This window comes from Propionivibrio sp., assembly GCF_047602565.1.
GTDB lineage: Bacteria > Pseudomonadota > Gammaproteobacteria > Burkholderiales > Rhodocyclaceae > Propionivibrio.
In genome coordinates, this window is record NZ_JASGGX010000001.1 from 4,361,829 (window position 1) to 4,387,448 (window position 25,620).

Annotated in this window: 25 protein-coding genes and 1 pseudogene; 17 read left to right on the forward strand and 9 right to left on the reverse strand. The window is 65.6% G+C overall.

What is annotated here, in order from left to right; translation table 11 throughout:
• Nucleotides 1-6 precede the first annotated feature (6 nt).
• A complete protein-coding gene (modA, locus tag QM701_RS20600; protein WP_415168866.1) occupies nt 7-756 on the reverse strand; it encodes a molybdate ABC transporter substrate-binding protein in 750 nt (249 codons plus the stop codon).
• 29 nt (nt 757-785) lie between these two features.
• A complete protein-coding gene (locus tag QM701_RS20605; RefSeq protein WP_415168867.1) occupies nt 786-1,607 on the reverse strand; it encodes a TOBE domain-containing protein in 822 nt (273 codons plus the stop codon).
• 202 nt (nt 1,608-1,809) lie between these two features.
• On the opposite strand from QM701_RS20605, the gene QM701_RS20610 reads away from it, so the two are divergent.
• A complete protein-coding gene (locus tag QM701_RS20610) occupies nt 1,810-2,238 on the forward strand; it encodes a TOBE domain-containing protein (RefSeq protein ID WP_415168868.1) in 429 nt (142 codons plus the stop codon).
• 83 nt (nt 2,239-2,321) lie between these two features.
• Here QM701_RS20610 and QM701_RS20615 read toward each other — a convergent pair whose 3' ends face one another.
• From QM701_RS20615 to QM701_RS20630, 4 genes are all read right to left on the reverse strand, one after another.
• Complete coding sequence (locus QM701_RS20615) at nt 2,322-3,650, reverse strand: ATP-binding protein (protein ID WP_415168869.1); 1,329 nt, start codon at nt 3,648-3,650, stop codon at nt 2,322-2,324.
• Nucleotides 3,647-4,363, reverse strand: coding sequence for a two-component system response regulator OmpR (ompR, locus tag QM701_RS20620; protein ID WP_415168870.1), 717 nt, complete (start codon nt 4,361-4,363; stop codon nt 3,647-3,649). The genes QM701_RS20615 and ompR overlap by 4 nt, the downstream gene beginning before the upstream one ends.
• A gap of 156 nt (nt 4,364-4,519) precedes the next feature.
• On the reverse strand, nt 4,520-5,428 hold the full coding sequence (locus QM701_RS20625; protein WP_415168871.1) for a sugar phosphate isomerase/epimerase family protein: 909 nt from the start codon (nt 5,426-5,428) through the stop codon (nt 4,520-4,522).
• Between the two features lie 3 nt (nt 5,429-5,431).
• Nucleotides 5,432-6,316: a VOC family protein gene (locus QM701_RS20630; protein ID WP_415168872.1), complete on the reverse strand. Its 885-nt coding sequence runs from the start codon at nt 6,314-6,316 to the stop codon at nt 5,432-5,434.
• A gap of 316 nt (nt 6,317-6,632) precedes the next feature.
• On the opposite strand from QM701_RS20630, the gene QM701_RS20635 reads away from it, so the two are divergent.
• Nucleotides 6,633-7,016: a sirohydrochlorin chelatase gene (locus QM701_RS20635; RefSeq protein ID WP_415168873.1), complete on the forward strand. Its 384-nt coding sequence runs from the start codon at nt 6,633-6,635 to the stop codon at nt 7,014-7,016.
• Between the two features lie 12 nt (nt 7,017-7,028).
• On the opposite strand, the gene QM701_RS20640 is transcribed toward QM701_RS20635, so the two are convergent.
• The gene (locus tag QM701_RS20640) at nt 7,029-7,784 is read right to left on the reverse strand and encodes a fused MFS/spermidine synthase (protein ID WP_415168874.1); all 756 of its coding nucleotides are present in this window, start codon (nt 7,782-7,784) and stop codon (nt 7,029-7,031) included.
• 125 nt (nt 7,785-7,909) lie between these two features.
• Here QM701_RS20640 and QM701_RS20645 point away from each other — a divergent pair, with 125 nt between their 5' ends.
• Nucleotides 7,910-8,920: a serine/threonine protein kinase gene (locus tag QM701_RS20645; RefSeq protein WP_415168875.1), complete on the forward strand. Its 1,011-nt coding sequence runs from the start codon at nt 7,910-7,912 to the stop codon at nt 8,918-8,920.
• 16 nt (nt 8,921-8,936) lie between these two features.
• On the opposite strand, the gene QM701_RS20650 is transcribed toward QM701_RS20645, so the two are convergent.
• Entirely contained in the window at nt 8,937-9,842 is a 906-nt protein-coding gene (locus QM701_RS20650; protein WP_415168876.1) for a LysR substrate-binding domain-containing protein, read from the reverse strand.
• A 248-nt stretch (nt 9,843-10,090) separates the two neighbouring features.
• Here QM701_RS20650 and QM701_RS20655 point away from each other — a divergent pair.
• The 11 genes and pseudogenes from QM701_RS20655 to QM701_RS20705 all read left to right on the forward strand — a co-directional run.
• A pseudogene (locus tag QM701_RS20655) lies at nt 10,091-10,159 on the forward strand (hypothetical protein); the annotation flags it as partial.
• Nucleotides 10,160-10,715: 556 nt separating this feature from the next.
• The gene (locus QM701_RS20660; RefSeq protein WP_415169442.1) at nt 10,716-10,970 is read left to right on the forward strand and encodes an EamA family transporter; all 255 of its coding nucleotides are present in this window, start codon (nt 10,716-10,718) and stop codon (nt 10,968-10,970) included.
• A gap of 16 nt (nt 10,971-10,986) precedes the next feature.
• Nucleotides 10,987-11,904 carry a DMT family transporter gene (locus QM701_RS20665; protein WP_415168877.1) on the forward strand — a complete coding sequence of 306 codons (918 nt, stop codon included), beginning with the start codon at nt 10,987-10,989 and terminating at the stop codon, nt 11,902-11,904.
• 512 nt (nt 11,905-12,416) lie between these two features.
• Nucleotides 12,417-13,622, forward strand: a complete 1,206-nt coding sequence (locus QM701_RS20670; RefSeq protein WP_415168878.1) for a hypothetical protein — start codon at nt 12,417-12,419, stop codon at nt 13,620-13,622.
• A 204-nt stretch (nt 13,623-13,826) separates the two neighbouring features.
• Complete coding sequence (locus QM701_RS20675) at nt 13,827-16,238, forward strand: EAL domain-containing protein (RefSeq protein WP_415168879.1); 2,412 nt, start codon at nt 13,827-13,829, stop codon at nt 16,236-16,238.
• Nucleotides 16,239-16,487: 249 nt separating this feature from the next.
• The gene (locus tag QM701_RS20680) at nt 16,488-16,859 is read left to right on the forward strand and encodes a hypothetical protein (protein ID WP_415168880.1); all 372 of its coding nucleotides are present in this window, start codon (nt 16,488-16,490) and stop codon (nt 16,857-16,859) included.
• A 226-nt stretch (nt 16,860-17,085) separates the two neighbouring features.
• Entirely contained in the window at nt 17,086-17,304 is a 219-nt protein-coding gene (locus QM701_RS20685) for a 4Fe-4S binding protein (protein WP_415168881.1), read from the forward strand.
• 15 nt (nt 17,305-17,319) lie between these two features.
• On the forward strand, nt 17,320-18,165 hold the full coding sequence (locus QM701_RS20690) for an electron transfer flavoprotein subunit beta/FixA family protein (RefSeq protein WP_415168882.1): 846 nt from the start codon (nt 17,320-17,322) through the stop codon (nt 18,163-18,165).
• A gap of 18 nt (nt 18,166-18,183) precedes the next feature.
• Nucleotides 18,184-19,269: an electron transfer flavoprotein subunit alpha/FixB family protein gene (locus QM701_RS20695; protein ID WP_415168883.1), complete on the forward strand. Its 1,086-nt coding sequence runs from the start codon at nt 18,184-18,186 to the stop codon at nt 19,267-19,269.
• Between the two features lie 12 nt (nt 19,270-19,281).
• The gene (locus tag QM701_RS20700) at nt 19,282-20,880 is read left to right on the forward strand and encodes an FAD-dependent oxidoreductase (protein WP_415168884.1); all 1,599 of its coding nucleotides are present in this window, start codon (nt 19,282-19,284) and stop codon (nt 20,878-20,880) included.
• A gap of 7 nt (nt 20,881-20,887) precedes the next feature.
• Nucleotides 20,888-21,346, forward strand: coding sequence for a ferritin-like domain-containing protein (locus tag QM701_RS20705; protein WP_415168885.1), 459 nt, complete (start codon nt 20,888-20,890; stop codon nt 21,344-21,346).
• 148 nt (nt 21,347-21,494) lie between these two features.
• Here the strand turns inward: QM701_RS20705 and QM701_RS20710 are convergent, their stop codons facing one another.
• Nucleotides 21,495-22,046: a nitrogen fixation protein NifQ gene (locus QM701_RS20710; RefSeq protein WP_415168886.1), complete on the reverse strand. Its 552-nt coding sequence runs from the start codon at nt 22,044-22,046 to the stop codon at nt 21,495-21,497.
• Between the two features lie 235 nt (nt 22,047-22,281).
• Here QM701_RS20710 and nifE point away from each other — a divergent pair, with 235 nt between their 5' ends.
• The 3 genes from nifE to QM701_RS20725 are packed head-to-tail and all read left to right on the forward strand — an operon-like array spanning nt 22,282 to nt 25,577.
• Nucleotides 22,282-23,691: a nitrogenase iron-molybdenum cofactor biosynthesis protein NifE gene (gene nifE, locus QM701_RS20715; RefSeq protein ID WP_415168887.1), complete on the forward strand. Its 1,410-nt coding sequence runs from the start codon at nt 22,282-22,284 to the stop codon at nt 23,689-23,691.
• Nucleotides 23,692-23,707: 16 nt separating this feature from the next.
• Complete coding sequence (gene nifN / locus QM701_RS20720) at nt 23,708-25,102, forward strand: nitrogenase iron-molybdenum cofactor biosynthesis protein NifN (RefSeq protein ID WP_415168888.1); 1,395 nt, start codon at nt 23,708-23,710, stop codon at nt 25,100-25,102.
• Nucleotides 25,011-25,577 carry a NifB/NifX family molybdenum-iron cluster-binding protein gene (locus QM701_RS20725; protein ID WP_415168889.1) on the forward strand — a complete coding sequence of 189 codons (567 nt, stop codon included), beginning with the start codon at nt 25,011-25,013 and terminating at the stop codon, nt 25,575-25,577. Before nifN ends, QM701_RS20725 begins: the two co-directional genes overlap by 92 nt.
• Nucleotides 25,578-25,620 lie beyond the last annotated feature (43 nt).

A 25,620-nucleotide genomic window follows, 5' to 3' on the forward strand; every position in this document is an offset into this window, starting at 1 on the left:
GACGGGTCAGAACTCGTAGCCGTAGGTCTTGATGATGGCTTTGGCCTTGGCCGATTTCAGGTACTCGGCCAGCGCGAGCGCGGCCGGCTTGTTCTTGGCCTTGGCCAGCACCACGGCATCCTGCCGGATCGGCTGGTACAGCTCGGCCGGGACGATCCAGGCGGAACCCGAGGTGATCTTGCCGTCCTTGTAGACTTGCGACAGCGCGACGAAGCCCAGTTCGGCGTTGCCGGTGGCGACGAACTGATGCGCCTGGCTGATGTTCTCGCCCTGCACGAATTTCGCCTGCAGCGCGTCATGGACGCCGAGTTTCTTCATCGTCTCGATCGCCGCCGCGCCGTAGGGCGCGGTTTTCGGATTGGCCAGGGAAAGATGCTTGAAGTCGCCCTTTTTCAGCACTTCGCCCTTGTCGTCGACCACGCCCGGCTTGGCGGACCACAGCACGAGCTTGCCGATGGCGTAGGTGAAGCGGGTGTGCGGAGCGATCAGGTATTCCTTCTCCAGCTTGGCCGGCGTCTCGTCGTCGGCGGCCAGGAAGACCTCGAACGGCGCGCCGTTGGTGATCTGGGCGTAGAACTTGCCCGTCGCGCCGAACGACAGCACGGCCTTGTGGCCGGTGTCCTTCTCGAACTCGGCGGCGATCTGTTGCATCGGCGCCGTGAAGTTGGCCGCCACGGCGACCTGGATTTCATCGGCGCGGGCCGAAGCGTTCGCGGCGAGGATCAGGACAAACAGCAGTTTCGATAGAAGTTTCATGGCAATGGCTCCTGGAAAGGCGTGAGAACTCACGCATACTGGCAAAGAATGACCGACGAGGCCTTGAACACGGCGCAGGCGCGCACGCCCACCGCGAGTCCGAGGCGCCGCACGCTGGCGTGGGTGACGACGGCGCAGACCGTCTTGCCGCCGGGAACCGTCAGGATCACCTCGGCATTGACGGCGCCGTCCGCAATGCGCGTCACCTCTCCCCACAACTGGTTGCGCGCGCTCAGCTTCAGGTCCGGATCGGTGTGCAGCAGGATCGACGAAGTCTTGACCAGGGCGGTGACCTCCATCCCGATGCGCAGCCCGAAGCTTTCCGCCGATTCGCGGGTAATGATCGCCACCAGTTCGGTCTGTCCGTCCAGGCGCACGCAGACTTCGAAATCGACGTCGCCCTCGCGCAAGGCATTTATCGTCCCGGAAAACTGGTTGCGGGCGCTGGTTTTCACCGCCAGCCGCTTGATGACCTGGCGGAAATGGTTCAGATCGCCGCTCTGGCCATCGGCCATCGTCGCCGCCAAGCGATCCAGGGCGCTCTGGTATTCCGCCTCCAGCGCCCGGTAGAGCGCCACGAGCTTGCGCCCATAGTCGGTCAGCGCCGTCCCGCCGCCGTGGCGGCCGCCGGTCGAGCGGATGACCAGCGGCTGATCGGCCAGATTGTTCATCGCATCGACGGCGTCCCACGCCGCCTTGTACGAGAGCGGCACCGCCTTGGCGGCCCGGGAGATCGAGCCATGGACGGCGATGGCTTCCAGCAGGCGGATGCGCGTGTCGCCGAGGAAGGTGCCGAATTCCGTGTCGACTTGCAGTTTGCCTTGCAGCCGCTGATGTAGGTTTTGCTCCATGGGCCTTCGAAATATTGTCAGGTATACAACACGGACAGGCTCTCCGGGCAGTAGCGAATCTCCTGTATTTTTCAACGAATCCGCTATGGTTGTTTTTGCACAGCGCATTCGCGTACAGTGAATCGCCATCCCGCTGCATGCGATCTATTCTATCGTATATAGCGAAAATCGGGCCAGTCGCTTTTGGGCAAAGGAGAAACGAATGAATGTCAGTGCGCGCAACGTTTTCAAGGGAAAGATCACCGCCTTGGTCAATGGCGCCGTCAATGCCGAGGTCGAACTGACCGTGGCCGGCGGCGACAGGATCGTCGCCATCGTCACCGAAGGCAGCGTGAGATCGCTCGGCCTGGCGGTCGGCAAGGATGCGATCGCCTACGTCAAGGCGCCTTGGGTCATGCTCCTCTCGGGCCAGCCGACCGTGCGCTTCTCGGCCAGGAATCAACTGGCCGGAAAAGTGGTGCGCCTGGAAAAAGGGGCGATCAACGCCGAAGTCGGCATCGAATTGGTGGGAGGTGCGGTTGTCTACGCCGTCGTGACCAACGATGCCGTCGAGGAACTGGGACTCGCGATCGGCACGCCCGCGACGGCGCTGTTCAAGGCCAGCCACGTCATTCTCGGCGTTCCCGCCTGACCGCGGAAAATCCTGCCCAGCAGGCGTGCCTTGAGTCATGGGGCGCCTGTCTGGCGGTGTTTCGATCCGCGCTTTTCGTTTTTTTAAGCTGTCGGCAGTCGCAACCGCCCGATCAATCCGCCTTCGGGCCGGTTGAGCAGTTCGAATTTTCCGCCGTGCAGGCGGGCGATGCGGTCGACGATGGCCAGGCCCAGTCCGGTGCCGGTGGTGTCGGTGCGGGCGTTTTCCAGGCGGGTGAAGGGGCGCTTCAGGCGTTCAAGGTCGGCGGCGGGGACGCCGGGGCCGCTGTCGACGACGTCGATGACGATTTCGCCGCGCTGGTGCCGGGTGACGACGGCGAACGGGGCGGCGCCGTATTTGCGGGCGTTGTCGAGCAGGTTGGCGACGGCGCGCGACAGCGCCTTGGGCCGGACGCGTACGCCGGGCGGCAGCGGCCCGAGGTCGAGCTGCGGCATGGCGGCGCTGCGGCCGTGCCGGGCGGCGGCCTGTTCGACGAGGGCGTTGACGTCGGTCTCGACCGGCGGCTCGTCGCCGTCGCCGCGCGCGTAGTCGAGGAACTGGGCGATGATCGCGTCCATCTGCTCAATATCGGCGATGGCCGCGGCGCGCGCGCTCTCGTCGGCGATCGACAGCTCGCTTTCCAGGCGCAGCCGGGCGAGCGGGGTGCGCAGGTCGTGCGAGATGCCGGCGAGCACCTCCGTGCGCTCGGCGGCGATGCGCTGCAGGTCCTCGGACATGCGGTTGAAGGTCTGCGCCAGCTGCCGCAGTTCGCTGGCGCCGGATTCCTGTACCGGCGCGGGGAAGCGGCCGCGCCCGAGTTCCCGCGCCGCCCGTGCCAGCGCGCGCAGCGGCCGGGTGATGCGCGAGACGATCAGCCAGGCCACCAGCAGCGCCAGCGCCAGCGAGGCGGCGCCCCAGCCGAGCCACTGCCAGGGGACGAATTCCTTGGCGTGCTCGCCGGGGAGCATCAGCCAGTAATCGTCGTCATTGTCATCGTCGTCGCCGAGCGAGAAGCTGACCCACACGCCGGGCTGCCCGTTGACTTCGCTGGCAAAGCGCGTGTGCGGGCCGAGCTGGGCGGCGGTGGCCTGTTTCATCACGTCGAAGAAGTAGGTGTCCGGCAGCGGGGTGACGGCGTCGCTGTCCTCGGCCGGGTACAGGTGGACGCCTTCGCTGTCCGCCAGGTCCTGCAGCAGGGCGACGCGCTTGGCCGGATCGGCGGCGACCAGCGCGGCGCTAGTCAGGTTGACCACGCTGGCGGTCAGCTGGGCCAGCTGCAGGGCGCGCGGTTCGCGTTCGGCCAGGCTGAACAGGGCGAACCACGTGCCGCCGGAGGCGAAGATCAGCAGGCTGATGAGGAGGAAGGCGCGGCCGAGCAGCGTTTGCGGAACGGGCCGGCGCGGCGGCGTCACTTGGTCTCGCCGTCGGGGATGAATACGTAGCCGAAGCCCCACACCGTCTGCAGGTAGCGCGGCGTCGCCGGGTCGGGTTCGACCAGCTTGCGCAGGCGGGAGACCTGCACGTCGATGGCGCGGTCGAACGGGCCCTGCTCGCGGCCGCGCGCCAGCGTCATCAGCCGGTCGCGGGAGAGCGGCTGGCGCGGGTGTTCGAGCAGGACCTTGAGCACGGCGAACTCGCCGGTGGTCAGCGACTGCGGCTCGCCGTTGCGCTTCAGCGTCCGCGTGGCCAGGTCGATCTCCACGTTCCCGAAGGCGATCACCTTGTTTTCCGTGGTCGGCGCGCCGGGCACCACGGCGGTCCGCCGGCGCAGCACGGCCTGGATGCGGGCGACCAGTTCGCGCGGGTTGAACGGCTTGGGCAGATAGTCGTCGGCGCCCATTTCCAGGCCGACGATGCGGTCGATCTCGTCGCCCTTGGCGGTGAGCATGATGATCGCCTGCTGCGGTTCGCCGGCGCGCAGCCGGCGGCAGATCGACAGGCCGTCCTCGCCGGGCAGCATGAGGTCGAGGATGATCAGGTCGAAGGTGTCGCGCGCGAGCGCCTTGTCCATCGCTTCGGCGTTTTCCGCCACGCGGACGGTGAAGCCCTGTTCGCCCAGATAGCGATGCAGGAGATCGCGAAGCCGTTTGTCGTCGTCGACGACGAGGATTTTGCGGTTGCTCATGGGAATCCCCTCGTGCGAGGCCAGGATGATGCCCTGGCGGGTGGCCGAATCGTACCCGAAATCGCGCCGGAAGGCGGCGGCCGGGCGGCGTGCCCGCGCGTCCCCGCGCGGCGGGGACGGCCGCGGCGGCCGCCGCAGGGACGGAATGCCGCCGGCCTAGTTCCTGTTGCCGGCTTGCCGCGCGGCGCGCAGGCGCTCCATGTTGGGCACCGGCAGGGTCCGCCGCAGCACCGTTTCGCCGAGCCATTCAGCGGCCCGCCGGGCGCGGTCGGCGATGGTTTCGGCGGGCATCTGCAGATAGTCGGTGTTGTACACGTCGAAGCTGTAGTCGCCGAAGTAGCCGATTTCCTCGAGCTTGACGATGAAGCGGGCGATGTCCTCGCTGTGCGCGCCCTCGCCGGGGAAGACGCGGAAGTGCGCGGCGGTGGCGGCCTGTTCGTCGGTGGAGCGGATTTCCTGCAGCATGAAATCCGAGAGCTGCACCAGGAAGATCTGGTCCGGGAAGACGAGGTCGAGATCGTCGAGCGGCACGCCGGCGGCGATCACGTCGAAGGCGTCGATGGCCAGCCCGAGGTTGGGGCAGTCGGCCAGCGAAATGATCTCGGCGGCGGTCGGGAAATCGCGCACCGTGCGGCTCCACGAAACGCCCTTGAAGGCGATGCGGATGCCCATCGGCAGCGCCAGGAAGGCCAGCTTGCGCAGATCGCGGGCGATCTTCTCCGGATCGATGTCGGCGTGCGCCGACGCGGACGCTTCGGTCAGCAGCAGGCGCCCGCCGATCCGGCTGCACAGCTCCAGCATCGACTTGGCGACGTCAACTTTGTACTCGTGCAGCTTGCCGGACAGGCCTTCGAAATCGCGCAGGGCTTCCAGCCCGGTGACGCGCAGGCCGCTGTCGCGGATCGTCCGCACCGCCGTCTCGGTGTTCGCCGGATGGCCGACGATGTCCGTGGCGGCGATCATCGCATGCGTGAAACCGGACTGGCGGGCGGCCGCCAGGCGGGTTTCCAGCGACCCGGCCATCGAGGCGCAGTCGATTCCAAAATCATTGAAATTCAGTGGCACGGCTTATTTCCCGTCTTGGGTATGAACCAGCTCGAACATCATGCCGCCGAGCATGGCCGCCGTCAGCGCGCCGCGTTCGGTGGTGTGGACCTTGTCGGTGGAGAGAAACTCGATGCCGCGTTTTTCCAGTTCGCGGGTGGTGGCGATCACGTCCGGCGTGCCCAGGCCGATGCGCTGGAAATGCTCTTCCATCGGCGCGTACTGGGCGGCGCCGTCCGGCTCGATCAGCTGCAGGTAGAACCTGGCGCACGGGCTCTGCAGCAGCAGGCCCTTGGGCATGATGCCGAAGCGCACGGTGTCGGGCAGCTGGCGGAAACCGAAGATCTGGCCGTAGAACTCGGCCCAGTCGAGCGTCCGGTCGGTGCCGACGTACTGCACGAGGCCGAAGTAATGCATTCCGTTGATCGCCGGCGGATGCGGGTCGACGCCCGGAATGGCGCGGAAATCGATGTCGAAGATCGAGAACTCGTCGTAGCGGTCGACGAAGTAGATCAGGCTCTCGCCGACGCCGTGGATGGCCGGGACGTTGAGCTCGATGGCGCGGGCGTGCACCGGGATTTCCCAGGCGCCGAGATCCAGCGCGCGGCGATAGGCCGCGTCGGCGTCGCGCACGCGCAGGGCCACGGCGCTGATGACCGGCCGCTCGACCGGCGTGACGGTGCGCGGAATGTCGGCCGGATGCGAGTTGACCACCAGGTTCATCGAGCCCTGGCGGTACAGCTCGATCTCGCGGGAGCGGTGCCGGGCCACCAGGCGGAAGCCCATTCTTTCCAGAATGCCGCCCAGCGCCTGGGGTTTGGACGTGGCGAACTCGATGTACTCGATGCCGTCCATGCCGATCGGATTGGGGGGTTCCGGGACCGCTTCGCGGTCTGTTTCGTTGTTCATCCTGGCTCCTGGGTCGGTGCGTCAACGGGATGGCGCCATTCTATACCGTGCGCTCGCTCTCTTCCCGAACGCGGCGGCAAGGGCGGCATCATGGACGGTCGGGACGCGCCCGTTTTCGCCTCGTCTGGCGGCTCGCATGAGCAGGACCGAATTCTAAGGCGCGGCCGGAGCAACGCGCAATCCCCGTTCCGGCCGGCGCCGGGCAGTGCGCCGAGGCCCGCCGGAACGCGGCCGGCGCAGGACGGGCGCTGCGCTACAATCGCTTCCTCTGCGGCCGGTGCCCGCCGTCCGATTCCTGTTTCTTGAGGAGATTTCCATGGCCGAGACCGCGTTCGTACTCATCGCCCACGGCGCCCGCGAAGCGGCGTGGGCCTTGCCCCTGCGCCGCGTGCGCGACGCGGTCGCCGCCCGCGCGCCGGGGCTGCGCGTCGAACTGGCGTTCATGGAGCTGATGCCGCCGGATCTTGCCGAATGCGTGGAAAAACTGGTGGCGGAAGGGTTCGTCCGCATCCTGGTGGTGCCGCTGTTCATTGCCCGGGGCGGGCACCTGATACACGACGTGCCGCAGCAGCTCGACGAGTTGCATCGCCAGCATCCCGGCGTGACCTTCGAACTGGCGCCGCCGGTCGGCGAGGCCGAAGCCGTGGTGCAGGCCATGGCCGGCCACGTGCTCGACATGGCCGGGCGGGCGGCGGAATAGCCGGGGAAGCGCTCAGAACAGCAGCTGGTCCCTGAACAGGCAGCCTTCCTCCCGCAGGCGGCGCACCGTTGCCGTGAGATTCAGGCCGGTCTGCCGCCGGACGGTCTCGGCGCGTTCCAGCAGTTCCTCGAAGCTGGTGTCGACCGGCGCGCCGTCGCGCGCGAAGGCGATGGCGTTGCCGCTGTCGCAGGAAGGAAAGACGAAGGCCCGGTCGTCGAAGGCGGCGGCGATGCGGTCCTTGCTGGCGGAAAATCCCCGGCTGCGGCCGAGCAGGTTGACCGAGAGCAGCCCCTCGGCGGTCAGGCGCGCGCGGCAGGCCTGGTAGAACGGTTCGGTGTCGAGGGCGCCGGCCTTACCCTCCTTGTCGAAGCCGTCGATGAGGATGTAGTCGTAGTGCTCGCCGTCCCGCAGCATGAAGCGCGCGCCGTCGCCGATGACGACGCGCAGGCGGCGCGGATCGTCGGGCAGCTTGAAGTGCAGGCGCGCGACGATCTCGACCTGCGGGTCGATTTCCACGACGGTGATCTTCGTCGCGGGCAGCTTGTGGTAGATGAACTTGGCCAGCGAGCCGGCGCCCAGGCCGATCAGCAGCGCATTGCGCGGCCAGGGCGGTTCGCGCAGCAGCAGGCCGGCCATCATCTCGCGCGTGTAGGCGAGTTCGAGGGCGTTCGGACGCTGGATGCGCATCGCGCCCTGAATCCACGCGGCGGAAAAGTGCAGGTAACGCACGCCGGCGTGTTCGCTGATCTCGATGGATTGGTCGCTCATCGGGCTCGTGCTCCGTTGGTTTCGATGGTTCCGGTGGCGGCAAGCCACGCATCTTACCGCATCGGTGGCGCCGGCCGTTCCGGTGTATCCTGAAAAGCCATCCTTCGACCGATCCGGGAGACCGCATGTCCGCCGCCGATGCGACGTCCTTCGAGACGCCGTTTGCCACCCTGACGCCCGACTCGCTGCTCGATGCGCTGGAAAGCGTCGGCCTGCGGCCGGATGGGCGCCTGCTCGCGCTCAACAGCTACGAGAACCGCGTCTACCAGGTGTTCATGGAGGAGGGCGCGGCGCGGGTGGTCAAGTTCTATCGGGCGGGGCGCTGGCCGGACGCGGCGATTCTCGAGGAGCATGCGTTCTCGCTGGAACTGGCCGCGGCCGAACTGCCGGTCGTCGTGCCGCAGGTCATCGAGGGGCGCACGCTGCATCGCCACGGCGACCTGCGCTTCGCGGTCTTTCCGCGCCAGGGCGGCCGGGCGCCGGAATTCGAGCGGCGCGAGACGCTGGAATGGATGGGGCGGTTCATGGGGCGCATCCACGCCGTCGGCGGGCGGCGGCCCTTCCGCGAGCGCGGCGAGATCGGCCTGCGCAGCTTCGGCGAGGAACCCCGCGATTTTCTCCGGCGCGGCGGCTTCCTGCCGGCCGATCTGGCCGGCGTCTATTTCGGCGTCGTCGAGCAGGCGCTGGACGGCGCGCGGTGCTGCTACGAGCGCGCCGGGGAGGTGGCGACGCTGCGCCTGCACGGCGACTGCCACGCGGGCAACGTGCTGTGGGTCGAGGGCGAAGGCGGCGGGCCGTGGTTCGTCGATTTCGACGACGCGCGCATGGGGCCGGCCGTGCAGGACCTGTGGATGCTGCTGTCCGGCGGGCGCGAGGAGCAGTCGCGCCAGCTGGCCGACATCCTGGCCGGCTACGAGGATTTCCATGAATTCGACACGCGCGAGCTGCACCTCGTCGAAGCCCTGCGCACGCTGCGCCTGATCCATTACGCGGGCTGGCTGGCCCGGCGCTGGCACGATCCGGCGTTTCCGGCCGCCTTTCCCTGGTTCAACACGCAGCGTTACTGGGAGGAGCGCATCCTGGAGTTGCGCGAGCAGATCGCGCTGATGCAGGAACCGCCGCTCTGGTCGGCGTAGCGCGCTTGCGCGGGCGTCAGCGCGGCAGCGGCCGGGCGGTTTTCCGGATGCCGTCCAGCAGGCTGCGCACGGAAGTCGAACGTTCGAAGCGGCGATGGATCACGATCAGGCTCGACGAGGCGTCCGTCGCCGCCAGCGGGCGGTAGCAGACGCCGGGCAGGCGCAGGTGGGACACGATCCCGGCGACCAGCCCCGCGCCGAAGCCGGCGGCGACCAGGCTGATCAGCGTGGCGATTTCCGAGACCTTCTGGGTGATCCGCGGCGCGAAGCCCGCCTCCCGGCACAGGTCCAGCAGGGCTTGGCCGATGCCCACGCCCGCCGGGTCGTCGAAGGCGATGAAGGTGTCGTCGGCGAGGTCGCTCAGCCGGATCGCGGCGTCCGCGGCGCGCGGGTGCGTTTCCGGCAGCACGGCGACCAGCTGCTGGGTGGACAGCAGGAAGTGTTCGACGCCGTGGAGCAGGGCGTCCGGAAGCGGGTCGCGGACGATGGCGATGTCGAGGTGCTGCGTCCTCACGGCCTCGATCTGCGTGAGGATCGGCAGTTCGTGCAGCGCGATCTGCACGTCCGGGTGCGCTTGCCGGTAGAGGTTCAGCTGGCGCGTGAACAGCGGTTCGTACATCGCCGAGCCGACCAGACCGATGTCGATCTGGCCCGCCTCGCCGCGCGCCATGTTGCGCACCACGCGCACGGCCCGGTCGGCCTGGGCGAGGGCGGCCCGCACCTCTTCCAGGAACACCGCGCCGGTTTCGGTGAGTTCCACGCGGCGCTTGGCGCGCAGGAAAAGGCGCGTGCCGAGCTGCTGTTCGAGCGCCTTGATCTGCTGGCTCAGGGCGGGCTGGGCGATGCCCAGCTTTTCCGCCGCGCGCGCGAAGTGCAGTTCTTCGGCCGCGGCGACGAAGTAACGGAACTGGCGGAAATCCATGGCGGGTTCAATAAGAAAAAATTATCGTTTCAATTGTATCAATACGATTGATTGACTTAATATCCTCCGGATAATGGAGCCCCAGCAGAAATCCTCCTTCTCTGCGGCGTGCCCCGGGGCGTGAAGCCATCCGGACACGCCTTTTTCTTTTTCGGGGCGGGCCTTCGACGTCCGCTCCAGGTGACGAGCACGACATGAGCCGCCAGGCGCTGAATCCGCATCCCTTTTTCTCCGAGCGCAAGAGCGTGATGCTGCTGGCCACGCTGTGCTGCCTGCTGTGGGGCAGCTCCTATCCGGCGATCAAGAGCGGCTTCGCCCTGTTTGCCATCGCGCCGGGCGACATGGCCGGCAAGTTCGTCTTCGCCGGCTGGCGCTGCCTGCTGGCCGGCGCGGTGTTGCTCGGCGCCGCCGTCGTTGCGCAGAAAGACGTTTTCGGGCTGAGCGCGAAGAACTGGCGGGAGGTGGCGGCGCTGGGCCTGCTGCAGACCTCGGTCATGTTCGTCTTCTTCTACCTCGGGCTGGCGTATACCACCGGCGTCAAGAGCTCGGTGCTGAACGGCACCGTCTCCTTCTTCGGTGTCCTGCTGGCGCATTTCATTTACCGGAACGACCGCCTGACGTGGGCCAAGAGCCTCGGCTGCCTGATCGGTTTCGCCGGCGTGCTGGTGGTGAATTTCAACCATGACCTGCTGGATTTCAGCTTTACGGCGATCGGCGAGGGCAGCGTGGTGCTGTCGGCATTTTTCATGGCCGCCGGCATGGTCTACGGCAAGCACGTTTCGCGGCAGATGGATTCCAGCCTGATGACGGGCTGGCAGTTCGACCATCGGCGGCACGGTGCTGCTGGCGATCGGCTACGCATCGGGCGCGGAGATGGCGCGGCTCACCGTCAAGTCGGCGCTGGTCCTCGGCTATCTCGTGCTCAACTCCTCGATCGCCTATACGCTGTGGAGCGTGCTGCTCAAATACAATCGGGTCGGCATGGTCAGCGTGTTCAACTTCCTGGTGCCGATCTTCGGCGCCATCCTCTCCGCGCTCTTTCTCGGGGAGACCTTTCTCGAATGGAAGAACCTGGCCGCGCTGGCGCTCGTGTGCTCCGGCATCTGGCTGGTGACCCTGGAAAAATAGACTACCGATTCGATCCATGAACCCGCATCCCTTTTTCTCCGACCGGCGCGTCGTCGTCCTGCTCGCCTCGTTCTGCTGCCTGCTCTGGGGCAGCGCCTATCCCGCGATCAAGAACGGCTACGCCATGTTCGGCATCGCCGCCAACGACATTCCGTCGAAAATGGTGTTCGCCGGCTACCGCTTCGTGTTCGCTGGCCTGCTGCTGCTCGTGCTGGCCATGTTCATGCGCCGCAACATCTTCGTCCTGAACCTGCGGAATCTCTTGTCCACCAGCCTGCTGGGCCTGACGCAGACCTCGCTGCAGTACGTGTTCTTCTACGTCGGGCTGGCCTACACGACCGGCGTGAAGAGTTCGATCATGAACGCCACCGGCACGTTCTTCAGCGTCCTGCTGGCGCACTACATCTACCGCAACGACCGCCTGAACTTCAACAAGGCCGCCGGCTGCCTGATCGGCTTCGCCGGGGTGATGGCGGTGAACTTCAGCCCGGACCTGCTCGATTTCAACTTCACGCTGCTCGGCGAGGGGTTCGTGGTGATCGCCGCGTTCATCCTGTCCGCCGCCACGATCTACGGCAAGAAGCTTTCGCAGACGATGGATTCGGTCGTCCTGACCGGCTACCAGCTCAGCATCGGCGGGCTGGCCCTGGTCGTCGGCGGCCATGCCACCGGCGGGACGCTGAGCGGCTTCACGCCGGCTTCGACGGCGCTGCTCGCTTATATGGTGGTCCTGTCCTCGGCGGCGTTCGCCTTGTGGACCGTCCTGCTCAAGTACAACCGCGTCGGCCTGGTGGCGGTGTTCAACTTCCTGATCCCGGTGTTCGGCGCCGTGCTGTCGGCGATCTTCCTCGGCGAGAGCATCCTCGAATGGAAGAACGTCGTGGCGCTGGTCCTGGTGTGCGGCGGGATCTGGCTGGTGACGCGGGAGCGTTGAAGCGGAGGAAGTCCGCTGGTACCCTTGACGCCGCACCTGGAAAGCGTGATTCCTCTGCGATCGCGGCGATGTGTTCAAACCCCCTGCCTTTGATGGACGTTACGTCGGTGGAGACGGGTTGCCATGGCAGGCGGCCTCCGCTCGCGCGATTTTTCGCATCGAGCGGATCGGGGGGCATTCCCGGTAATGATTCCTATGTCAATAAAATATCCGGCGTCCCGGCAGGGATAGTCCGCAGACACGAATTGGCATCGAAGAATCATTCAAAACCAATGGATTGAATCTCCTCCCAAAAACCGGGGAGGCGTTCTCCCGTTCCGGTGCGGCGGCAAGGCGGTCCATGGAACCTCTCCGGCCAAGTGGACACGGCATTGCCGGTATGCGTCATCTCAAGGCTGCTGATGAGAGGCTCCGTGCCGCACGAGTCGGTCACATCCGGATTCCCCTGCGCGTGAACTTCGTTGGTGGCGATCGCCAGGGAGAAGTCGAGCGTGATACACCAACATGCCTCAATGCACGGCAACGCGCACAGGCTCGATTCGGCGTTGCTTGGAAAAATAGAACTTTCCCGTTTCCTGACCTTGCCGCTGAAAGCCTATTGCCGGTTCGTCGCCCAGATCGAATCGTCGCCGGGCTTCCGGATGCTCGCCTACCATGTCAAATGGCTGAGCATCGACGGCGCGCTATGCCGGGACCTCGCGACGGAGGCGGCGCCGGCATCGCTGCAGCTCGGGGAGGTGCGGCGCGAAAACGGCGATCTGCGGTTCGTGTACGACTGCGATGCCTTTACCAGGGAATACCGCTTTGACGAGCCCCGCCTGGAGCAACTGCACCCGAATCGGACCTTGGCGGCGACCCTGAGCCGATTGCGTCTCATAAACAGCCGCAACAGATTGACGCACGGCGTCATCCGTACGCTGCTCGAAATTCAGGCGGGCTTTCTGACTACCGGCGACCCGCTGAGCATGACTCCGCTGAGCCTGGCGGCGATGTCCGAGCTGCTTGTGTCGCAGGGAGCCTTGTCCATGGTGCCTGACGAGGGGCGCCTGTCGCGGCTGGTCCGGGGGCTGTCGTTCCGGTCGCTGGACGGCAAGCACTATCCGCTGAGGACGCTGTTTCCGAGCCGGCGACAGCTGCATTGCCACCGGCTCGACGCCCTGATCAAGGTGGAAAAAGGGCTGCTTCTCGCCGGGAGGATGGGACATCCCTGGTCGGACGAAGCCCTGGCCATGCTTTTGAGGCACCATTACGGCGTCTGCCTCACCCGGCGTTCGGTGGGCGCAATCAGACATCATCTGGGCATTCCCGGCCAGCGATACCGTGGAGAGTGCCGGGACTATCTGGTCGCCACGGAAGGCTTTTCTCCGCTGCTTCCTTTGACCGCCGCGGGATTGTCGGCGTTTGTGCCCGGCAGCCCCGGCGTATATGAGATCAGGATGGCAATGAGGTTAAAAGAAGAAAAAGAGGAGGGTTCGGCGGTTGCGGAGTCTACCAAGGTTATATATATTGGTTCGAGCATTGATCTGCGTAAGCGTCTCATGGAGCATCTGCGCGGTAACAGCGGAAATGCGCTGTTGGCGGAGTTCCTTGCCCAGGGAGAAGCAAAAGTGCGTTTTCGCATGGTCGATTCCGAATGGCGGTCGGTTGAGCGGGAACTCTATCGAGCGTTTTGTTCGTCGTTCGGTGTTCCTCCTCAGTGCAATCGGATGAGTCCATGAGGGCCGCGATGGAAAAGAACTTGCGCAAGCAAGCAAGCAAGCAAGCAAGCCTGATCGAGTCGCCGTCCCGCGCGAGGCGGGACGCATGAGTTCTGCCGTCCCGGGGGAAATACACGGTCTCGGGAGCCATGCGGCCCCTGTCTGCCTCTTCCCCCGATCGGCAACGAACATGCCGGAAGATACGGACGGCCGGTCCGGGGCGCCATGGCACCGCTGAACGATCGCGCCGACTTCCGTACATGGATGCGGGCGGCATTGTTTTCCATAAACATGGTGGCGATCGTCGTCGTTACCATCGGCTTGAAACAGTTGTACGAGCGATCGATCCAGGAAGCGGAAATTCGTGGACAGAATCTCGTGCAGGCCATCGACCTCCATCTGGGCGGCGAGGTCGACAAGATCAATCTTTCCCTCCAGACCGTCGTCGGGGAGTACGAGAAACAGACCGGGGCGAGAGGAGATGCCGCGATTTCATCCATCCGGGCGCTGGTCAAGCAGCAGAAGGAACTGTTGCCGGAGACCGAGGGCTGGAGTATCGCGGATGCGGAGGGGCGGGTCATCCTGCATGAAAGCGACGAAGGGCCGGCGGATTTTCTCGTCACGAATCGCGATTATTTTCAGGCGCTCAAAACAGGGAAAGCGGCCGGTCTGCTGGTATCGAAACCCTTGAAAAGCATGATCACGGGCCGTTTCATCGTGATTTTCGCCCGGGCGATTCGGGATCGGGCCGGTAGATTTTCCGGGATCGTCATCGTTTCCCTGCCGCTCTGGTATTTCGACCAGGTCCTTGCGAGATTCGAGGTCGGGCCGCAAGGCGTCATGACCTTGCGGGACGCCGACCTTGGCCTGGTCACGCGATTTCCCTCCGATGACGCTGCGCTGGAGGCGCAGATGGGCGACGCCAGGGTATCCCCGGAACTATCGCGCCTTGTCGCCGAAGGAAAGACGGAAGGGACCTACCGCGGGGTTTCGCCTTTCGACGGGGTGGAACGCATCGTCGGTTATCGTCTGCTGGCCAATGCGCCGATCCATGTATTCGTGGGAATATCGAAAGAGGATTTCCTGATCGATTGGCAACAGACGTCATGGCGCTTTGTCGGCCTTCTGGCGCTCTTTCTGCTGGTGATCAACGGTACGGCCCTGACGCTGCATCGGCAGTGGCAAAAACAGCGGAACAACGCGGCATCGCTGCTGGAAAGCAACGAACGCCTCGAAACCTCGCTTCGTGCCCTTCGGGAGAGCCAGCGGCGGCTGGAATTCATGGCGTACTACGACGATTTGACGGGCTTGCCGAACCGGGCGCTGCTGACCGACCGGATGCGGCAGGCGATGGCGCACTGCCTGCGTAAAGGCGATGAGCATATCGCCGTGTGCTACCTCGATCTCGACGGCTTCAAAGGCGTGAATGATCAGTGGGGCCACGAAGCCGGCGACCGCGTCCTGGTGGAGGTGGCGAAGCGTTTCCGCAGCTGCGTACGTGCCAACGAAACGGTCGCCAGGCTGGGAGGCGACGAGTTCGTGCTGCTTTTCCGCGATTTCAGGGAGGAAGGCGATGTCGAGCGGGCGATATCGCGGCTGATTCGGGTCGCCGCGGAACCGTACCGCATCGGCAACGTGCAGGCCGAACTCACGATCAGCGTCGGAGTCACGATCTATCCGCCGGATGGCGCCGACGAGCCCGATGTCCTGCTTCGGCACGCGGATCAGGCGATGTGCGAAGCCAAGCGCAATGGCAAGAACCGGATGCGGTTTTTCGACCTGGAAAGCGAGCGGTGCCTGCGGGAATATCAGGAAAAGCGCGCGGGCCTGGTCGCGGCGCTTGCCAGGAACGAATTGCGTCTGTTCTATCAGCCCAAGGTCGATTTGCGCTCCGGCGAGGTGGTCGGCGTGGAAGCATTGTTGCGCTGGTTGCATCCGAAATACGGGCTTCTGCAGCCCAGCGACTTTCTGCATGTGATCGAGGATTCCGAACTGACCCTGCCGGTCGGGGAGTGGATTCTTCACGAGGCTCTGCGGCAAAAGGAGGCATGGCTCGCGCAAGGCATGGACATGCAGGTGAGCGTCAATGTCTTCGCCTTGCACATACAGCGCGCCGATTTCGTCGAGCGACTCGAAACCGTCCTGCAGGCACATGCAGGGGTCGATCCGCGGACGCTCGAACTCGAGATACTCGAAACGACGGCGCTGAAGGACCTCGACGAAATCACCGAGCGCCTGCGCAGGTGCCTGCGACTGGGCGTGCATTTCTCCCTTGACGATTTCGGCACGGGGTATTCCTCGCTTACGTACCTGCGGCAGCTCCCGGTCGCCAAGGTGAAGATCGACCGGTCGTTCGTTTACCACATGCTTGGCAATACGGAGGATCAGGCGCTGGTCGAGGGGATCGTCGGCATGGCGCATACGCTTGGGCTCAAGGTCGTTGCCGAAGGCGTGGAAACGATCGAGCACGGCATTCCGCTCATACGGTGCGGGTGCGATTATGCGCAGGGGTATGGCATCGGCCGGCCGATGCCTCCCGAAGCTCTGGCCGATTGGCTGGCGCATTGGCGGATGCCCGGAATCTGGTCCAGGGCCGCGTCCTGTGATGTTGATCGTCCGACCGTCGAGATACTGTGACAGATCGTCTGCTCGCTGATGCCATCCGGTTCGTGGCGGACTGATCCGGGACTGATCTTCTCCTGGCGCTTGCTTCGTTTGTTCTTGGAACGTTATTTGCTGATCTATATAACGTGACGCATAGCCAGGATAAAGCCTACATTTGGCCTGCCGGTTCTGTCGGGTCTGCAACAAATTCTTGACGGGTTCGCTCCGGAAACTCTCCAGTCCGGTATTTTCATTATGTCTATACATATGCAGTTATACAAAATGTCCGGACTCCTGCCGCAAAAACGGCCGGACCGGGAGCCGGACTGGCGGCTGGACCTTCCGGCCGACTGGCAGGCGATGGTCGTTGCGCCGATCCGTTTCGAGGTTTGCCGGGAGTACGAGATTACCGCGGACAGGACGACCGGCTTCGACGAGAGCGACCTGCCGTGCTATTGCGCGTATCGCTACGTGCTGACCGAACCCCGGCTCGATGACGACGAGCTGTTCTACGATGAGCCGGTCTACGCCGAGAAGCGCACCGCCTGGCGCCTGCGCGACGACCGCTGGCTGGTGTTTCGCGAGGTCGCCGCCAGCGCCGGCTGTGACCGCGTCCATGCCTTTTATTCCTTCGGCGACGCCATGCCGCGATGAACGCGCCGGGCGATGGCGCCATCCGGGCGGGCAGTGATGCCCGAAGGGCGGAATGATCGGAAACACCACCCGGAGCAAAGACGAATTTCTATTTTGTTATTAAAACGACAATTATCAACTGTTTGATATGTAAGAAATTTAGTTCTTTTTTTGTATAAAAGCCCGATGGCACGCCTATTGCAAGGTTCTCTCCGTCACTTCATTCATTACATGCGGAGAAACATTCATGGCCTACAAGATCATCGGCTCGCAATGCACTGGCTGTGCCGCTTGTGAATCAATTTGTCCGAATCACGCCATCAACGAAAAAGGCGGGGTGTTTGCGATCACGCCGGACAAATGCACCGAGTGCGTCGGCTATTTCGACGAAGCCCAGTGCCTCATCGACTGTCCTGCCGACTGCATCGTCGTCAACAAGAGCGTGCCGCGCTACGCGGTGGCCTGAAACGGGGAGAGCGCCATGCACAGCGTCGTCTGCATCAAGCAGGTTCCCGATTCGGCCCAGATCCGGGTGCACCCGGTCACCAACACCATCATGCGCCAGGGCGTGCCGGCCATCGTCAATCCTTATGACCTGTTCGCCCTGGAAGAGGCGCTGCGCCTCAAGGACACGCTCGGCGGCACGGTGACCGTCGTCAGCATGGGGCCGCCGATGGCCGAGGCCGCCCTGAGGAAGTGCCTGTCCTACGGCGCCGACGATGCGATCCTGGTGTCGGACCGCGCCTTCGCGGGTTCCGACACGCTGGCCACCTCCTATGCGCTCACCGCGACCATCCGCAGAATCATGGCCAATATGCCGGTCAACCTGATCTTCACCGGCAAGCAGACCATCGACGGCGATACGGCGCAGGTCGGGCCGGGTATCGCCAAGCGCCTGAACTACCAGTTGCTCACCTACGTTTCGAAGATCGTGGATGTGAATCTGGAGAAGAAAGAGATCCGGGTGGAGCGCCGTGCCGAGGGCGGCGTACAGCTCCTGAAAACGTCCATGCCCTGCCTGATCACCATGCTCGAAGGGACCAACGAAATGCGTTTCGGCGACCTGGACGATCTGTTCCGGGCTGCCCGCTATCCCCTGAAAATCTGGGACAGGGAAGCGGCGGGCATCGACGACGTCGAGATGATCGGCCTGAAAGGCAGCCCGACGGTGGTCAACAAGGTCTTCGCGCCGAAGCCCCGCAGCGAACGCGCCGAGATCATCGAAACCCAGGACGACGACCCGAAAAATCTGGCGGTGACCCTGCTGGCCAAGATGTTCACCCAGAATCCCAAGCTGGAACGGGAAATCGCCAAACGCGCACGCTGAACGGGAGAACTTTTCATCATGAGCGAGCAAGCAAAAAAACCGGCACGCAGGAAAGTCGAGCTGGATCCGCGTTTCGTCAATTACCGGCACGTCTGGGTCTTCGTCGAGAGCGAACGCGGCGAGGTCCATCCGGTTTCCTGGGAACTTCTCGGCGAAGGCCGCAAGCTGGCCGACGCCCTCGGCGTGCAACTGTGCGGCGTGGTCATGGCCGGCCCCGGCGAACGGGGTAAGGGTATCTGCGCCGAAGCCTTCCATTACGGCGCCGACAAGTGCTACCTGGTACAGGACCCGGTGCTCGCCGACTACCGCAACGAGCCCTACGCCGCGGCCCTGACCGAACTGGTGAATACCTACCAGCCGGAGATCCTGATGCTCGGCGCCTCGACGCTCGGCCGGGACCTCGCCGGCTCGGTCGCCACCACGCTCAAGACGGGACTGGTGGCCGACTGCACCGGCCTGGTGATCGATTCGGAGAGCCGCAACCTGGCCTCCACCCGGCCGACCTTCGGCGGTTCGCTGCTGTGCACCATCCTCACCCAGCGGCATCGTCCGCAGATGGCCACGGTGCGCCCGCGCGTCATGGCCATGCCTGAGGCGGACGCCTCGCGTGGCGGCGAGATCGTGGAAGTGCCGTTCTCCACCATGCCGGAGGCTTCCATCATCACCAAGGTCCTGGAGTTCATCCCGGACGACACGCGCGACAAACCCAATCTGCCTTTCGCCGACATCATCGTGTCCGGCGGCCGGGGGCTCAAGAAACCGGAGAACTTCCAGCTCGTATGGGACCTGGCCAGGGTGCTGGGCGCCGAGGTCGGAGGGTCGCGGCCAGTGGTGCAGGCCGGCTGGATCGAGCTGGATCGCCAGGTCGGCCAGTCGGGCAAGACCGTGCGTCCCAAGCTCTACATCGCCGCCGGCATCTCCGGCGCCATCCAGCACCGGGTGGGCATGGACGGCGCCGACGTGATCGTCGCCATCAACTCGGACCCTAACGCCCCCATCTTCGATTTCGCCCACTACGGCATCGTCGGCAACGCCATGACCATCCTGCCGGCGCTGACCGAAGCGTTCAGGACGCATCTGGCCCAGGCCCGGCGGGCCGGCTGACAGGAGACCATCATGGCTGAAAAATTCGATGTGATCGTGGTCGGTGCCGGCATGGCCGGCAACGCCGCCGCCTACACCCTGGCCAAGGGCGGGCTCAAGGTGCTGCAGATCGAGCGCGGCGAAACGCCGGGTTCGAAGAACGTGCAGGGCGCCATCCTCTATGCCGACGCGCTGGAACGGATCATTCCCGACTTCCGCGACGAGGCGCCCCTCGAACGCCACCTGATCGAACAGCGGGTATGGGTGCTGGACGACACCTCCTACATGGGCACGCACTACCGCTCCGAGGACTTCAACAAGCCCCCCTACAACCGCTACACCATCATCCGCACGCACTTCGACCAGTGGTTCAACAAGAAGGTGCGGGAAGCCGGCGCGCTCACCATCTGCGAGACCACCGTCACCGACTTGCTGATGGACGGCAAGAAGGTGATCGGCGTGCGCACCGACCGCAAGGGCGGCGAGGTGCTCGCCGACGCGGTGATCGTGGCCGAAGGGGCCAACTCGCGGCTGGCGGTCAAGGCCGGCTTCTGCCCCGAAATGCAGCCCAGGAACATGGCGCTGGCGGTCAAGGAAATCCACTTCCTGCCCCAGGAAACCATCGAATCCCGCTTCAACATCGGCGAGGACGAGGGCGTCGTCATCGAGATGGCCGGCAACATTTCCGCCGGCATGATGGGCACGGGCTTCCTTTACACCAACAAGGAATCGATCACCCTGGGCGTCGGCTGCATCCTCTCCGATTTCAAGGCGCAGAAGATCACGCCCTACGAACTGCTGGAGCGCATGAAGTCGCATCCCTCCATCGCGCCGCTGATCGCCGGCGGCGAGATGAAGGAGTACGCGGCGCACCTGATCCCCGAAGGCGGCTACAACGCCATTCCCCAGGTGGTCGGCGACGGCTGGCTGATCGCCGGCGACGCGGGGCAGTTCGTGAACGGCCTGCACCGGGAAGGTTCCAACCTGGCCATGACCACCGGCATGCTGGCGGCCGAGACCCTGGTGGAGCTGAAGGCGGCCGGCAAGCCTTTCACCCGGGCCAATCTGGCCGCCTACAAGGCCAGGCTGGAAGAGAGCTACGTCATGAAGGATCTGCGCAAGTACCGCCGCATGTCGGACATCTTCCACAACAACAAGCAGTTCTTCAACACCTATCCGGACCTGCTCTCGCGCGCCGCGCAGACGATGATCCGGGTGGACGGCGTTGAACAAGAAGACCAAGGAGCGGGAGATCAAGCGCAGCTTCGTCGCCTCGCGTTCGCTGTTCGGCCTGATCGGCGACGCCTACAAGTTCTGGCGCGCCGTCGAGTAAGGAGAAGGATCATGCTGAAAGTCGAAGAGAAGCTGTTCCAGGACCGTTACCGGGTCGATTCGGAGCGGCCGCACGTCCGCATCAAGGACGCCGAACTGTGCGCCCACCGGTGCGGCAGCCAGCAATGCACGGTGTGCTGTCCGGCGGGCTGCTATACCACGGAAGGCAACGGCAAGGTGGTGCTGATCGCCGACGGCTGCCTGGAATGCGGCACCTGCCGCATCGTCTGCGACGAGTACCGCAACATCGACTGGGACTGGCCGCGCGGCGGATTCGGCATCCTGTTCAAGTTCGGTTGAGGACGGCATGGACGACATACATTTGTTTCTCGCGCATGCCATCCATTTGGAAAAGGAATCGGCCCGGCGCTACGAGGAACTGGCGACGGGCATGAAGACGCTGGGCGATCCCGAGGTAGCGGATTTCTTCGGCCAGATGGCGCATTACTCCCGCCTGCATCTGGCGGACGCCATGGCCCGGGGCGGATTCCACCATCCGCCCGAGCTGCGCGCCGACGAATACGCCTGGCCCGACGGCGCCAGCCCGGAAGCAGCCGCCTGGAGCGGCGCGGATGCGTTCATGGACGTCCCCGGCGCCCTTGCGCTGGCCCTCGACGGCGAACAGCGCGCCTGCGCCTTCTATCGGGGCATCGCCGAGAGCAGCCGCAATCCCAACGTGCGGATGATGGCCCGGGAGTTCGCCGAAGAGGAAGCCGATCACGTGGCCCAGCTCGAAAGCCGGATCGACGCCCGGGCGAAAGGCTGAACGCGGCCGGTGGAAACGGCGGCGATCCGGGCGCGGATTCGGGGCGTTTCACATCCGTCCGCGTGAGAAGAGCGGCGGCGCCACGCCGTGCCATGTGCACTGTTGCGGCTCCCCGCCTTGTTCTGCGCCGCATGAATGCAAAACCGTATCAAGCGTCCTCAGGGCCGAAGCAGATACGGTAGTCGCAGCAGTCCGCGCAGTGCGGGGATTTGCAGATGAGCACGCCGGCGCGCTGGCAGAGCTGGCGGTAGAAGAATTTCTTCCACTTCATGTCCTTGTCGTTCAGCGCGGTGAGCGTGGGGAAGTGCTTGCGCAGCAGGGCCGAGAGCACGTTGCGGCTGGGCAGGCCCATGTCCTGCCAGAGGTGGTTCTCGCCCATCGCCGCCGTGGCGATGGCATGGGCCAGCCAGACTTCCATCGCGTCGCCGCATCCGCGGTGTTCGAGCAGCAGGTCGACCAGGTCGTCGAACTCGTCGTAGGCGAACATCGCCATGTCCTCGCCGTCCGTCCCGCCGTTGCTGCATTCCAGGCCAGGAAAGTAGGAGGCGACGAGCGCGTGGAAGCCGTCCTCGTCCAGCCCGCGGATCAGCGGCCGGCGGCGGGCCTGCATGGAACGGGCGATGACGCCGGCGAAGGCCAGCGTGGCGGGGTCGTCGGGATGCCGGGCGAGGGCCAGCGGGGGTGTCGGTGGGTGCGTCATGTCGATGCCTCGGTCGGAATGTCCTGTACCGCCATAAGCAAGAGCCTTTCCACCTGTTGCGACGGCGTTTTCCCCGGAGTTTCCGGGGGGCGGGTGTCGGGTTCGCGACAATCGGCGCCGCGCCCGCCGGGCGCGCTGTCGCGATCGCCACACAGGGCGGGTTGGAGAATGCCCGCAAAAACATGTGCTTATCGGTGGCACGCCGATTGCATGGCAAGGGCGAAAGGATGCCACCATGAAGACGAGCGATATCGCCCTGCTGATCGACGAGCCGGCCTGCGCCAACAACGCCAGCAAGGCCAAGGGCGGCTGCACGCGCCCCAAGCCCGGCGCCACGGCCGGCGGATGTTCGTTCGACGGCGCGCAGATCACCCTGTTTCCCATCGCCGACGTGGCGCACATCGTGCACGGGCCGATCGCCTGCGCCGGGGATTCGTGGGACAACCGGGGCGCGCGCACCACCGGGCCGGCGCTCTACCGCATCGGCATGACCACCGACCTGTCCGAGCAGGACATCGTGATGGGGCGCAGCGAGAAGCGCCTGTTCCACGCCATCAAGCAGGCCATCGACATGCATGCGCCGGCCGCCGTGTTCGTTTATGCCACCTGCGTGACAGCCATGATCGGCGACGATCTGCCCGCCGTGTGCAAGGCCGCCGAGGCGCGCTGGGGCGTGCCGGTGATCCCGGTCGACGCGGCCGGTTTCTACGGTTCCAAGAAGCTTGGCGACCGCATCGCCGGCGAGACCATGTTCGAGCACGTGATCGGCACCTGCGAGCCGGACCCGGTGCCCGCGTCGGCGCGGCGTCCCGGCGTCGAGGTGCACGACATCGCCCTGATCGCCGAGTACAACATTTGCGGCGAGTTCTGGCACGTGGCGCCGCTGTTCGACGAACTCGGGCTGCGCGTGATCGGCTCCCTGTCGGGCGACGCGCGCTTCCGCGAGGTGCAGACGATGCATCGCGCCGAAGCCTCGATGGTGGTCTGCTCGAACGCGCTGCTCAACGTCGCGCGCCGGCTCAAGGAGACCTGGGGCGTGCCCTACTTCGAGGGCAGCTTCTACGGCATTTCCGAGATGTCGCGGGCCTTGCGCGGCTTCGCCCGCCTGCTGGGCGACGCGGACCTGGCGGAGCGCACCGAGGCGCTGATCGCCCGCGAGGAGGCCCGGGCCAGGGCGCTGCTCGAACCGTGGCGCGCCCGGCTGCAGGGCAGGCGCGCCTTGCTCTACACCGGCGGCGTCAAGTCCTGGTCGATCGTCTCGGCCTTGCAGGACCTGGGCATGGAGGTCGTGGCGACCGGCGTGCGCAAGTTGACCGAGGAGGACAAGGAACGCATCCGCGACCTGCTGGGCGAGGACGCGCACATGCTCGAAAGCGGCGACCCCGCCGGCCTGCTCAAGGTGTTCCACGAAAAGGGCGCCGATGTGCTGATCGCCGGCGGCCGCAACCTGTACACGGCGATGAAGGCGCGCATCCCCTTCCTGGACATCAACCAGGAGCGCGAATTCGCCTACGCCGGCTACGTCGGCATGACCGAGATGGCGCGGCAGCTCGCGCTGACCATCGAAAGCCCGGTGTGGGCGGCGGTGCGCAAGCCGGCGCCGTGGGCGGCCGGCGGCAGCGTCGGCGTGCCGGTCGCGGCCTGAGCGCAAGGAGAGGGAAATGGCCGAAATCGTCCGCCACGCCAAGCCGCTGACCGTCAGCCCGCTCAAGGCCAGCCAGCCGGTCGGCGCCGCGCTGGCCTTCCTCGGACTGCGCAACTGCCTGCCGATGCTGCACGGCGCCCAGGGGTGCTCGGCGTTCGGCAAGGTCTTCCTGGTGCGCCATTTCCGCGAGCCGATCCCGCTGCAGACGACGGCGATGGACCAGGTGGCCACGGTCATGGACGCCGGCGAGAATGTGCTCGTCGGGCTGAAGACAATCTGCGAGAAGAACCGGCCGGAGGTGATCGGCCTGCCGACCACCGGCCTGTCCGAGACGCAGGGCACCGACATCCACCGCCTCGTCCGCGAGTTCCGCGCCCGGCATCCCGAATTCGCCCACGTGGCCGTGGTGCCGGTGAACACGCCGGACTTCGCCGGCTGCCTGGAGAGCGGCTTCGCGCTGGCGCTCGACGCCATCGTCGACGCGCTGGTTCCCGAGACGCGCCAGGCCGGGCGCCGGCGCCGCCAGGTCAACGTGCTGGCCTCGGCGATGCTCTCGCCGGGCGACGTCGAAGCGATCAAGGAATGGATCGAAGCCTTCGGACTGCGGCCGGTGGTGGTGCCCGACCTCGGCGATTCGATGGACGGCCACCTGATCGACAGGCAGCACACGCCGCTGACGCTCGGCGGCGTGCCGCGCGCCGAGATCGCGGCGATGGGCGAATCGGTCGCCACCCTGGCCGTCGGCCGCTCCATCGGCGCGGCGGCCGACCGTCTGGCGGCGCGCACCGGCGTGCCGACGTTCCGCTTCGACCACCTGATCGGGCTCGATGCCTGCGACAGCTTCACCCAGGCCCTGGCCGAGATTTCCGGCCAGGCGGTGCCGGCGAGGATCGAGCGCCTGCGCGCGCAGTTGCAGGACGCGATGGTCGACACGCACTTCATGACCGGCTTCCTGCGCGTGGCGCTGGGGCTCGATTCCGACCTGCTGGCCGGCCTGGCCGATCTGTTCGCCGGCGTGGGCGCCGAGATCGTCGCCGCCGTGGCGCCGGCGCGCGCCGAGGTGCTGGCCGGCGTGCCGTGCCCGCGCGTGCTGATCGGCGACCTGGAAGACCTGGAACAGGCCGCCCACGCGCACGGCGCGCAGATGCTGGTGTGCAACTCGCACGGCGCCGGCGCGGCCGGACGCCTGGGCATCCTGCTGCTGCGCGCCGGTTTTCCGCTCTACGACCAGGTCGGCGGCTACGCGCGCGGCTGGGTGGGCTACCGCCACGCGCGGCAGGCCCTGTTCGACATCGCCAACCTTTTCCTGGGGCAGCACCATGACCTTCCTGCCTATCGATCCATCTACCGAGGCGACGCCGTGCCCGCCTCCGCACGCCCGCAAGCTGGCGCTGGCGTGGTCCGCCACTGACCGGGAGCGGGCCGTGCTCAAGGTTGCCTTCGCCACCTCGGACCGCGTCACCGTGGACCAGCATTTCGGCGCTTCCGCCGGTTTCGCCATCCATGCCGTCGACGCCGAACGGGCGAAGCTGGTGGAAGTGGCGGAGTTCCCGGAGGAGCCCATGGACGGCGGTGGGAACGAAATTTCGGCGGAGGCCAATGCCGACATGGGCCGTAGCCACAACAAGCTGGCCGAAAAGGTTTCGGCGCTGACCGGGTGCGCCGCCGTGTACTGTCTGGCGGTCGGCGGTTCGGCCGTGCGCCAGTTGCTGGCGGCCGGCGTGCAGCCGATCCGCCTGGAGGAGAAGACGGGTATCGACGTCCTGTTGAGCGACGTGCGCCGCGCCGTGCGCGAAGGCGGCGTCGCCTGGATCGACCGGGCGTTCTGCCGCGCCGGCGACCTCTCGCGCTTCGACCGCATGGCCGAGGAAGGATGGCAGGAATGAGCGGCCCTTGCCCGGACGATTGCCGGAGTTCCCGCGCAGACCC